The sequence below is a fragment of the Allocoprobacillus halotolerans genome (assembly GCF_024399475.1).
GTDB lineage: Bacteria > Bacillota_I > Bacilli_A > Erysipelotrichales > Coprobacillaceae > Allocoprobacillus > Allocoprobacillus halotolerans.
The window spans coordinates 1,129,409-1,141,268 of record NZ_CP101620.1 but is presented as its reverse complement, the minus strand read 5'-3'; the positions used below and the strand labels follow the sequence as shown (position 1 = coordinate 1,141,268).

Genomic DNA, 11,860 nt, shown 5'->3' with positions numbered 1-11,860 from the left:
TTTCTAAATTCTATACATCATACTATCCATTAATAACATCACATTTGCATTAGTGCTTAATAGATATTCAGTATTTAAAATTAAATCAATTTTATGAATAATATTTTCTTCTTGTTCATCTATTCTTTCATATAGACTCTTAAAAGACGGATAAGTCAGATTCATAGAATGTTTCACGTGAAACAAATCTCTCAATGCCAAAACAAGCATATTAAGAAAAAACTGAATACTTTGCTTATCACTAAATTCTTTTAATAAATGTGTCTGTACATTAATAATGAGATTATCTCGATGAAAATATAAATCATCCATAAAATGATAAACTTCATTTTTTAATTTATCAAATGTTTCAGATTCAATATAGTCTTGACATTCTTCATAGCTTGTAAATAACTCTGAAAGTATATTTATATCATCTTCAGCAATATCTTCTTTTTTAATTCTTCTCTTAATGTTTTTTGAGAAGCAGGTAAAAGTTGAATAACCTGACATCTTGATTGAATTGTTGGTAAAACTCTATTTAAGTTTTGACAAGTAAATATAGCGTAAACCCCAGCTGTTGGTTCTTCCAACATCTTTAATAAACTATTCATAGCTTCAATTGTAGAATTTTCAATATTTTCCATCAAATAGATTTTTGCTTTACCTTCCAAAGCTGATTTAGAAAACTGGTCTTGAATATATTCGATTTGTGGTTTCTTAATTGTTTCCTCTTGCCCATTACAATATATAAAATCCCCATATTTATGTTCATCAATACGACGACATTCATTACATGTATCACAAGCAAGGACATTATTTTCACAGACCAAACTTTTCGCAATAAAATGAGCCGGTTGTCTTGCATTTTTTCCTACCAATAAAAAAGCATGAGGAATCTTTTGTTTTTTAAAACTTTGCAAAAGGACTTGATATAAAATAGGTTGTTGTTGCTTTAAGATATCTTTATAAATCATAGAATCTCATGAATCTTTGATAAGACTTGAACAAAAACATGTTCAATATCTAAAGATGCATCAATCTTCACAATACGTTCAGGAAATTTATCACATAAACTTATATATCCCTGATAAACTTTTTGATGAAACTCTATATTTTCTAAATCTAACCTATTAACTTCTCGATCCTTATTCGTATAAACACGTTTTAATCCATCTTCTGGTAATATATCAAAGAAAATTGTACGTTTAGGTAAAATATTTTCAGTCGCAAATAAATTCATTTGATAGACTTCATCAACACCTATGCCTCGACCTATACCTTGATAAACCATTGAACTATCGACAAAACGATCGCAAATAACAATAGCTCCTTGTTCTAAAGCTGGAATCACTTTTTCAACCAAATGTTGACGACGACTTGCAGCATATAATAAAGCTTCAGTTTTTCGATCCATATTGGTATGTTTAACATCATGAATAATATCACGAATTTTTTCTGCAATTTCAACACCACCAGGTTCTCTTGTTAAAACAACCTGATATCCTTCTTGTGTAAGTGCTTCTTTAATCATAGCAGCAATAGTTGTTTTTCCACTTCCTTCGCCACCTTCAAAAGTAATAAAAACACCTGACATCTTAACACCTCATTTCTTTTACTATTATATAAAAAATTAGCTCAAAGATAAAGTTTTATTTCTTGGCAATTAAAGAACAATATTTAAAACAACACATAATATAAAACCAAATATATCAAACACAGAAATCATCACAATATTAAAAATATTTAATGATAGTGTTATTTGTGTAATCCCACTAAAACTATTAAAAATAAAAATAGATATTGTTGCTAGAAGCAACCTTGTAAAAATACGTGTTATTTTCAAGAAAAAATCACCTCATTACAATATATGAGATGATCATAATTTCTTTCTACCTTCCAGTGATTTTAATAATGTTAATTCATCAGCATAATCAAGATTACTTCCAATTGGCAACCCATTAGCAATTCTTGATGCTGGTATATTTTCTTTAGTTAAAAGTTTCGCTAAAAATAAAGCAGTTGTTTCACCATCACGCGTTGGGTTTGTTGCAATAATAACTTCTTTAATATTGTCATTTAAACGTTCAAATAATGGCTGAATATTTAAATCATCAATTGTCTTACCATCCATAATAGAAATCGTACCATGTAAGACATGATATAAACCATGATATTCTTTTAGCTTTTCCATCGCAAAAACATCTTTTGGCGATTCAACAACACAGATTGTTGTCTGATCTCGAGAAGAATCTTGACAAATTTCACATATGTCGCCTTCACATATATGTCCACATTTTTTACAATAATGAATACGATTTTTTAAGTTCAATAAAGCTTCAGAAAATCTTTCAACCTGTTGTAAGTCCATTGACAAAACATGATACACAAGTCGTTCTGCCCCTTTTGTTCCAATGCCTGGTAACATTTTAAAACAATCAACAAGTTCTTCAAAACTATGTGGATAGTCCATTATAGAAATGCAGATACATCAACACCATTAGTCACTTTATTTAATGTATCTTCCCTTTCTTTAGAAACTTTTTCAATTGACTGATTAATTGTAGCCATTAATAAAGCTTCCATATTTTCTTGATCTTCTTGAAGTAAAGAACTAGTAATATGTAATTCACTAATAGAAAGATTACCTTTCATCTTTCCAACAATAAGATCATCTTGACTTTTAAATTCAAATTCTTTTCCATCAAATTCTTTCTTTGCTTTATTAACCTTACGTTGCATTTGTTGTGCTTGTTGTAATAAATTTCCAAAATTCATAATTAATCCTCCTTAAATTCCACTATATCTTCACCAAATAGCTCAATAGCAAAAGCTTGGGCTTCTGTCATGTCTACATGGTCTAAATCATGACTATCAATATGTTTTAAAGTTAGTTCATGAGGTTCAGGTAATTGGCCTTTTCGTTTTAACTCAATGAAATGACTTCGCATTTTAATCCATTCATCTTGCTGAATAGCAATAAAACGATACTCATTGCCTAAAACTTCCTGTAAAAATTGACTCAATTGTTTATAATTCTTGTAATAGTTGACAGCGTTTACTGATGGCTGATATTCAAAGGAAATAATTAAACCTCCTTCACAAGCAGCAACAGCTGTTCCATCACAAAGCATACCTGCACTTTTTGCCATATTTAAATTGGCTAGATATCTTTTAATAATTGGCCATCTTTCCTGTATACTTTCCAATATCGTTCTTTTCGCTTGAACAAGAATATTCATAATATCAGCTTCATCGACACGAATGTCATTATCAACCTGTGGTTCAATCTCTTGTTTTTGTTCAAATTCAAAGGTTGGAATATCTTCAACAACCTCTTGAATAACTGGTTGTTCTTCAATAACCTCTTCTATCATATCTTCGCCAACTGAATCATCAATAATCTCATCATATTCATCATCCATCTCTGGTTGGCATTCATTCACTTGTACAACTGGTTGTTGTGGGACTTTGACTGTTTCAACATGAACAACTCTCTCATCTTGAACCTGATTACACATTTTTAAGATAGCAAGTTCAAAATATACAGATGGATTAATAACTTTCGCATATTTTTCACTCGCATCCATAAGTATATCAATAAAGTTCAAAGCTTCTTCGCATCCCATATAAGGAACAATCAAATCAAGATAATACTTAGATAAAACAAATAAGATAGATTCATCTTGTGTATTACGGTAAATTACAATATCTTTTAAAATATCAACAAGATCTAGCGTTAATCTTTTAATATCAATCCCATTCATCTTCATATCATCTAATGTAGATAAAGCCTTTTTCATATCTTTAGAAAGAATAGTTTTAATAAAATCAATCTTATTTTCTAAAGATACAATACCATAAATCTGATTGACATCTTGAACAGTTAAATGTTGATCATTAAAAGCTAAACATTGTTCTAAGATAGATAAAGCATCACGCATACCTCCATCAGCCAATTTTGCAATCAATTCTAATGCTTCACGATCACATTGATAATGTTCTTCCTTAATAATATCTTCCATTCTTGAAACAATATCATGAACACTTAATTTCGTAAAATCAAATCTTTGGCATCTTGAAATAATCGTTGGTAAGATTTTATGAGGTTCCGTTGTCGCAAAAATAAAGATGACATGAGTTGGTGGCTCTTCTAATGTTTTCAATAAAGCATTAGAAGCACCTGGTGACATCATATGAAATTCATCAATAATATAAACTTTATATTTCCCCTGTGTTGGTGCATACTTAACTTTTTCAATTAAATTACGTACTTCATCAACACCATTATTACTTGCTGCATCAATTTCAATGACATCAGGATGTGTCCCAAGTGTAATCTGTTGACAATTTTCACACTGATCACATGGCTTAGGACTACCCGTACAGTTTACAGCTTTGGCTAATAACTTGGCAATCGTTGTTTTCCCAGTTCCTCTAGGTCCACAAAACAAATAAGCATGAGCAATCTTATTTTCATACACAGCATGTTTTAATGTTGTAATAATATGTTCCTGTCCGGCAACATCTTCAAATCTTTGCGGACGGTAAACACGATATAATGTTTTATATGCCACACATATCAACTCCTTATACTGTCACATTATAACATAAAAAAAGGTACCTTTCGATACCTAATTATTATCACTGATTAACATTAAAATATCAAGGAAGATATTCACAAAATCAAGATAAAGCTCTAAAGCACAAATTAATGCTAAACCTTCCCTTTGTTCTTCTAATGATTGTTGATACATCGTTGAAATGTTTTTAAGATCATAAAGTGTTAATCCAGTAAAAACACCTAAATCAATAAGAACAATAATATAATAGAGAACAGGTGCATGAATAAACATTAAAATGATATATCCAATAATTAAGATTGGTAAAAATGATACACATACTTTCGCTACAAATGAGAAATTAGAACTTGTATATTTAGTAATGGTATATAATAATCCAAAATAAGCACAAGTTAATGCAAATGCTAATGCAGTTACATAAATTGATACACTCGATAAAACAAATGAAAAGACAACACCATTCATCATTGAATATAAGATAAAATATTTTTTTGCTGAAGAATAAGAAACTTCATTGCCACTATCTTCTAATTTTTTAGCAATACGCCAAACAAATAATAATTCAACAATAACAGATATAAATAAGATAGGAAGATAAAATGAGGCAATAATACGAATAATACCTGATAAAATAACAATAAATGATGTGATTGCTGTTATAGCGACACCAATACAAACCCATTTTATCACTTTTGCTAAAAAGTTTTCATAATTCATTTGTTCTGTTAACATTCTTTGATCCATAGACTTCACCTCTACTTTTAGTATATCACAACTTTATCTATACATGACAAAATTCGCATATCAATTTTAAAAATGTCTTTTTGTTTTAAAATATTGAGAGAGTAATGAAGAACATTCCTGTTCTAATACACCCGCTATCACAACCGGATGATGATTAAACTCATGACTTTCTAGAAAGTTTGACAAACCATGCCAACGTTGACCTTTTGCTCCAAAAACAACTTTTGCAATACGACTTTGAATAATGGCACCACTACACATAATACAAGGCTCTAAAGTTGAATAAAGGACACAATCATCTAAATGCCACGTCCCATGTTTCTCACAAGCTTTTCTAATAGCTATCATTTCAGCGTGGGCTGTTACATCATGACATGATTCTTTTTGATTATATCCTAATGCTATGATTTCACCATCTTTAACAATAATTGCTCCAATGGGCACTTCATCAATATCTCTAGCCAAACAAGCTTGATTGTAAGCTACTTGCATATATTCTTCATCACTCATTATTCTCACTCCTTAGAAAAAGCCACTACACATAGACGGACATTCTTAATGCTGCTACCTTCCGGTCCTGACATGGTTCGAAGCCGCCTATTGTAATGGCAAGAAATATTATAGCATATTTCTTCTACAAATCAATAGAAATTTCTATTTCCCAATAAATCCGTTATTACCTTTATAAAATTTTAACTTTTGATGATAATCTAAATAATCTTGATTCCATTGCTGATAATCTTGATGTGTACGATAATCTTTCAAAGAATATTGATTTTTTAAATACTCACCTAAATAATGAGTGACTTTCTGTGCTCCAAAATCATTTAAATGATTCCCACCATCTCTAGTATCATTTGTCCAATCAAAATCAATTTCATCCAATAACATATTAAAATCCAAGAACTGTAATTGATATTGATCAGCTATTTTTTGTATCTTTTTATGTTTATCAAAAGTCCAAGTATTAGCTGTTGGACAACACATCAATAAGACCTGTGAACCATTGTTTTTAGCATATTTTATAAATTGATCAAGGTAATATTGTGTTGTATAAGTTAAAGAACTTTTCTTTTTATTTTTTAGATAAGATTTACCACCTTTATAAGATAGAATATTATTATAATATTTATATCCTTTGGTTAATATCTTTTGATTATATTCTTTTGCTTTTATAAAATCATCTTCTTGAATAGTTTTCCATCGACTATGATAATCAAAAATTGGAAATGTTTCTTTAAGCATTTCAGATATACTTGTATCTAAATCATCTATATCACTCTTTGTAAATAATTCATCAACTTCTAAAATAATTAATTTTGGTTTTTGATTTTGATAAGCTTGTTTCAATAAAGAATAAGCTTCTACAATTTTTTGACTTGGTTCGGCACAGACATAAGAAGGAATCCCTTGTTCATGCCATAATTGTAAAGGATTCATACCATTATATAAATCACTATTACCAATCGCAATAATATCTAAAGAATTCTTTTTCTCACCATAGAATCCTCTCGCATTTTCATATTTGATACCTGCTTCTTTACTATTTTGTTTAGGTACAAAAATTTGTGAGGAAAGATGTAATAAAGTGATTACAAGACTTAAAAAAACAACTATTTTTAAAATATTCTTCATATTTTGTTTATTCATCATCATTCCTCCTAAAACTGTGCATAAATGAAGCTTACAATATCATATCCTCGTCCATAAGCACCAAATATCACAACAATCATAAAAGCAGTTAAATAAAATGTCCAACGTGGTATAATATGCATTTTAGCAATACGCTCTCTAATATGAATATTCTTTTCTTTACCAAGACTCACAACAAAAACAATCAATACCCCAATTATCACAATCAATATATCTTTAATAGCTAAGCCCATATATCCAATCTCCATTGAACCTTGGAAACATGAAATCAACATATGCCAGGCACTTGATAAACTATCAGCTCTAAAAATAAGCATACCAATATGAACAATCAAAATGGTTCTCATGATTTGAAATAAATGAAAGATAAATTGATTATTGGAAAGATGGAAGAAACTTTTTATTTTCATAAAAACAGGTTCCAAATACATTCCTAACATCATCAAAATATAATAATACATTCCATACATGACGTATTTCATGCTTGCCCCATGCCACAAACCATTACATAGCCAAACAAAAAACAATGCTGTTGAAGCTGGTAATAGTTTATTGATATAATCATTTCCATATTTTTTAACTAACTGACTCCACTTTTTAAATGGAGCTGATAAAGATACACTATAAAATACATAATCTCTTAACCATGAACCTAAAGTAATATGCCATCTTTGCCAAAACTCATTAATACTTTTTGCAAAAAAAGGTTGCCTAAAATTATCTGGTAACTGAATACTAAATAATTGAGCGCTTCCTCTGACAATATCCATGCATCCAGAAAACTCTGTATATAATTGAATCGTATAAAAGATAATCGCAATAATCACACTTAAACCTGAAAACTTTGTATAATCATCAAAAACATAATTCACTAACATATTGGCTCTATCAGCAATCACAATCTTTTTAAACATACCCCATAAAATCAATTGTGCTCCAAAAGTAAGATTCTCATAATTAAAATCATGTCCTTCATACAACTGATATGCCACTTCGTTATATCTTGTAATAGGACCTTCTACAATTGTTGGAAAAAACGCTAAATATAAAGCCACTCTTGTAAAACATTCATCACTATGATATTTACCTCGATATACATCAACAATATAGCTAATTGCCTGTAATGTATAAAAAGAAATACCTAATGGTAAAAATAATTTAACAAGTGGAATAGATATTTGAAAATGTTCTAGAATACTGATATTTAAGATATCTATTAAGAAGTTTGAATATTTTAAAAATATCAGTAATCCTAGATTAATGATAAGCATTAATACAACAACAATTTTCTTTTGACATACTATTCTTTCTTTCAATTCTTTTCTTTGTTGTCGATCTAAAGATTTTTTCATTGTTATAAATAAATCATTGATTCTATCCAACCTCAAAGCACCAATATAAATAGAAACAGTCGTTAATAATATGAATACAATCATCCATACACGACTAGCAAGAATATAATAAAGATAACTTGCTGATAATAAAACTAACCATTTATACTTTTTAGGAAACACAGTATAAAGTAAAAATGTGCTTCCTAAAAAGAGTAGTAAATAAATATATGATGTATATGCCATTAATTATCTTCCTGTAAACGTGTAATGAGTTGGTAAATTGTTTCTACAGATTGAAAGTTTTCAGGTAATATATCTAATGGTGTAATTTCAATATCAAATTCATCATTTAATTCCACTATTAAATTCATTACATCTAAAGAATCTAATATTCTATCATCAATTAAATTCTTTTCATTTTCAAAATCAACTCCAGGTTTTAAATCTTTTAATATATTTAATAATTCATCCATTTACTTTTCCTCCTCATAATAATGATTTTTTAACCATTTTCTATCTATTTTTCCATTTTGATTTAAAGGCATAGCCTTTAACTTAATGATTTTATTAGGAAACATATAATGTGGTATTTTATGCGATATACCTTCCATTATTGCTATATCAGTTATTTTCCCAGTATAAATCAAAACAATCTTGTCATCTTTTTCATCATAAATCACTGCACAACTTTGAATATTTGATAAAGCATAGACAGCTGCTTCAATCTCACCTAATTCAATACGATAACCCATATGTTTGATTTGGAAATCTTTACGTGTAATATAGATTAGTTCATTACGTTCATTATATTTCACCAAATCTCCTGTACGATAAATCATTTCAGGATAAGACTTATTTAATGGATTTTGAACAAAGACTTCTTGTGTTTTGCTTGGATTATTGTAATAACCTAAAGCTAAAAATGATCCTCTAACACAAAGTTCACCTTCTCTATGATCAGTAACTTCCTGATTATTTTCATCTAATAAGAAGACATCACAGTTTTGACAAGCTTTACCTATTGGTAAAACTTCATCGTCTTGAAACTCTCGATCTACAATGTAATATGTACAAATATCTGTTGTTTCAGTTGGTCCAAATAAATTTGCATACAAAGCATTTGGTATATGTTTTCTCCAATAATTTAAATGTTTTGTTGGCATCACTTCACCAGCAAATAAAACCTTTTGAAGATGGTGCAATTCAACATAATCTAAAACTTTCATATTCGCAATAATACCTAAAGCCGAAGGTACCCAATAAATCGTATTCACTTGTTTTTCATTCATATATTCAATTAATTTGATAGGAAAAGAAAACAATTTTTTAGGTAAGATATGTAAAGTCGCTCCAGCAATAATAGTACTAAAGACATCAGATACTGACATACTAAAATAAAATGGTGTTTGACTTCCAAACTGTGTATCTGCTTGAATATTAAATGTTTCTTGAAACCACGATGCATAATTTATAACATTACGATGAGAAACAACGGCTCCTTTTGGAACTCCTGTTGACCCAGATGTAAATAAAGCATATAAAGGATCCGTATCAATCATTTGTTTTCTTATCGTTTTTAATTTTTCTATATCAATCCCTGTTTGAATCATATCTTCATAAATAAAGACTTGTTGATGTAAAGTTCTTGCTTTTTCTTCATATTGTCTTTGACACAAAAAAGCTACTGGCTTTAAAGTTTCAAAAATAGCCTGGATACGATCACTTGGCATCAAAGCATCTATAACAACATAAAAGTTGCCACTATAAATAACACCTAAAAAAGCTATTAAACTTTCAACATTTTTATCCATCATTACTGCAATGGGTTGTCTGCGTACTTGTAAAGATAATAAATATGTTCCTATTCTTTGTGCATCTTCAACACATTGTCCATAACTTATCTCATTGTTTTCATCTGTAAAAGCAATTTTTGTAAAATACTTTTGTGATGATTGTTCTAAAAATTCAAGGACATTTTTCATACACACCCTCCTCTTTCGACAAGATTCTAACAAATCACTGTGAATATAAAGTGGAAAAAATATGAAATTTCTGTGTACGAAACATTCTATAAAATATAACTTATACGAATCGAGTAGGAGAAAATAAATAATTTTATATTTATTTTCGACCTCTCACACCACCGTACGTGCCGTTCGGCATACGGCGGTTTAAATCTATACTGAAATATGTTTTAACTGATATTGGGCTACCATTGATGGTAGTCCTTTTCTATATAATAAATCATTAGTTATTCTTGTTCGAAGAAATGTACTTGCACATCTTGCATATGATTTTCGACTGTTTGCCCAAGTTTTAGCTTGCCATGGTAATGCCCCTAACTTTCTTAGTTGCTTTTCTCTATTTCCTATGGTTTTCCATTTCTTCCATAAGTACATACGTATCCTAAATCTTATTTGTGCATCTAGTTTTCTACAGACTTTTATAAAATTTCCAATACGGTAATAGTTAATCCACCCATTTACAAGTTGTCTTATCTTAAGTATTCTATATTCCCACGATACTGACCAACTTCTATTTGTTAGTCTCCTTAGTTTTGTTTGCAGTGTTGCGATAGATTTCTCATGTGGTTTTGCTTTCCACATAGATGAAAAAGAGTCATAATAGAATCCAAATCCTAGATATTTAATATCATTAGGTTTGGAAACTTTACTTTTAGTCATATTTACTTTAAGTCCTAGTTTCTTTTCTATGAATTTACTAATGTTTTCCATTACTCTATCGGCGGCTTTACTGCTACCCACTAATATAATACAATCATCTGCATATCGTGTGAATCTTAGTCCTCGTGCTTCCATTTCCTTATCTAGTTCATTGAGAACTATGTTACTGAGTAGCGGACTTAGATTTCCACCTTGTGGTGTTCCTACGACTGACTCTTTATATTCATTATCAATCATAATCCCGCTTACTAGAAATTTCCTAATTAGAGATACTATTTCTCCACTCTTTACATCTTTCATGACAAGTGAAATAAGTTTATCATGATTAACTGTATCAAAGAACTTTTCTAGGTCTATATCTACTATCCACTGATAGCCTTCATTCATATATTCCAATGCTTTGATGATTGCCATTTCGCAACATCTATTTGGTCTAAATCCAAAACTATTGTCACTGAATATTGGTTCATAGATAGGTATTAACACTTGGGCTATGGCTTGTTGGACAAATCTATCAAGTACTGTTGGCACTCCTAGATTTCGTATTCCGCCATCGGGTTTGGGTATTTCTACTCTTCTCACAGGTTGTGGCTTATATGTCTTGTTTCGTATACTGTCCTTAATTTCTTCTAGATGTTTATCTAAATAGTCTTTAAGTTCAGCTACTTCCATTCCATCTACTCCACTTGCACCTTTGTTTCGTTTGACTTGTGTAAATGCTAGTTCTAGATTAGTATCACTAAGCATTTCCTCAAGCAATGTGTTATCAGTTTTCATATTTTCGTTACCTCCATTTCTTTCGCTATCCATTATACTCACCTTCCCTACATTCTTCTTTCGGGTCTTCTAGTGTACTCGTCTATCTCCACGGTTTCGTATAATG

14 protein-coding genes and 1 other RNA gene are annotated in these 11,860 nt (G+C 29.9%); all 15 read right to left on the bottom strand.

Annotated features, from left to right (window positions below; genetic code table 11):
* Positions 1-3: 3 nt before the first annotated feature.
* On the bottom strand, positions 4-312 hold the full coding sequence (locus NMU03_RS06745; RefSeq protein ID WP_290141877.1) for a hypothetical protein: 309 nt from the start codon (positions 310-312) through the stop codon (positions 4-6).
* Positions 313-407: 95 nt separating this feature from the next.
* The gene (locus tag NMU03_RS06740; RefSeq protein WP_290141876.1) at positions 408-956 is read right to left on the bottom strand and encodes a DNA polymerase III delta subunit-related protein; all 549 of its coding nucleotides are present in this window, start codon (positions 954-956) and stop codon (positions 408-410) included.
* Positions 953-1,576 (bottom strand): dTMP kinase, encoded by a 624-nt coding sequence (gene tmk, locus NMU03_RS06735; protein ID WP_290141875.1) that lies wholly within the window; start codon positions 1,574-1,576, stop codon positions 953-955. Before tmk ends, NMU03_RS06740 begins: the two co-directional genes overlap by 4 nt.
* Before the next feature lie 69 nt (positions 1,577-1,645).
* Positions 1,646-1,825, bottom strand: coding sequence for a pro-sigmaK processing inhibitor BofA family protein (locus NMU03_RS06730; RefSeq protein WP_290141874.1), 180 nt, complete (start codon positions 1,823-1,825; stop codon positions 1,646-1,648).
* 33 nt (positions 1,826-1,858) lie between these two features.
* The gene (gene recR, locus NMU03_RS06725) at positions 1,859-2,452 is read right to left on the bottom strand and encodes a recombination mediator RecR (RefSeq protein ID WP_290141873.1); all 594 of its coding nucleotides are present in this window, start codon (positions 2,450-2,452) and stop codon (positions 1,859-1,861) included.
* The gene (locus NMU03_RS06720) at positions 2,452-2,757 is read right to left on the bottom strand and encodes a YbaB/EbfC family nucleoid-associated protein (RefSeq protein ID WP_290141872.1); all 306 of its coding nucleotides are present in this window, start codon (positions 2,755-2,757) and stop codon (positions 2,452-2,454) included. Before NMU03_RS06720 ends, recR begins: the two co-directional genes overlap by 1 nt.
* Positions 2,758-2,759: 2 nt before the next feature.
* Positions 2,760-4,556, bottom strand: a complete 1,797-nt coding sequence (gene dnaX / locus NMU03_RS06715) for a DNA polymerase III subunit gamma/tau (protein ID WP_290141871.1) — start codon at positions 4,554-4,556, stop codon at positions 2,760-2,762.
* Between the two features lie 57 nt (positions 4,557-4,613).
* On the bottom strand, positions 4,614-5,306 hold the full coding sequence (locus NMU03_RS06710) for a Bax inhibitor-1 family protein (RefSeq protein WP_290141870.1): 693 nt from the start codon (positions 5,304-5,306) through the stop codon (positions 4,614-4,616).
* 66 nt (positions 5,307-5,372) lie between these two features.
* Positions 5,373-5,816 carry a nucleoside deaminase gene (locus NMU03_RS06705; RefSeq protein WP_290141869.1) on the bottom strand — a complete coding sequence of 148 codons (444 nt, stop codon included), beginning with the start codon at positions 5,814-5,816 and terminating at the stop codon, positions 5,373-5,375.
* A gap of 16 nt (positions 5,817-5,832) precedes the next feature.
* Positions 5,833-5,918, bottom strand: an RNA gene (ffs, locus tag NMU03_RS06700) — signal recognition particle sRNA small type.
* 42 nt (positions 5,919-5,960) lie between these two features.
* Positions 5,961-6,956 carry an SGNH/GDSL hydrolase family protein gene (locus tag NMU03_RS06695; protein ID WP_290141868.1) on the bottom strand — a complete coding sequence of 332 codons (996 nt, stop codon included), beginning with the start codon at positions 6,954-6,956 and terminating at the stop codon, positions 5,961-5,963.
* A gap of 11 nt (positions 6,957-6,967) precedes the next feature.
* Entirely contained in the window at positions 6,968-8,536 is a 1,569-nt protein-coding gene (locus NMU03_RS06690; RefSeq protein ID WP_290141867.1) for an MBOAT family O-acyltransferase, read from the bottom strand.
* Positions 8,536-8,766: an acyl carrier protein gene (locus NMU03_RS06685; protein WP_290141866.1), complete on the bottom strand. Its 231-nt coding sequence runs from the start codon at positions 8,764-8,766 to the stop codon at positions 8,536-8,538. Before NMU03_RS06685 ends, NMU03_RS06690 begins: the two co-directional genes overlap by 1 nt.
* Positions 8,767-10,275, bottom strand: a complete 1,509-nt coding sequence (locus NMU03_RS06680) for an amino acid adenylation domain-containing protein (RefSeq protein ID WP_290141865.1) — start codon at positions 10,273-10,275, stop codon at positions 8,767-8,769.
* A 195-nt stretch (positions 10,276-10,470) separates the two neighbouring features.
* A complete protein-coding gene (gene ltrA, locus NMU03_RS06675; RefSeq protein WP_290141569.1) occupies positions 10,471-11,787 on the bottom strand; it encodes a group II intron reverse transcriptase/maturase in 1,317 nt (438 codons plus the stop codon).
* Positions 11,788-11,860 lie beyond the last annotated feature (73 nt).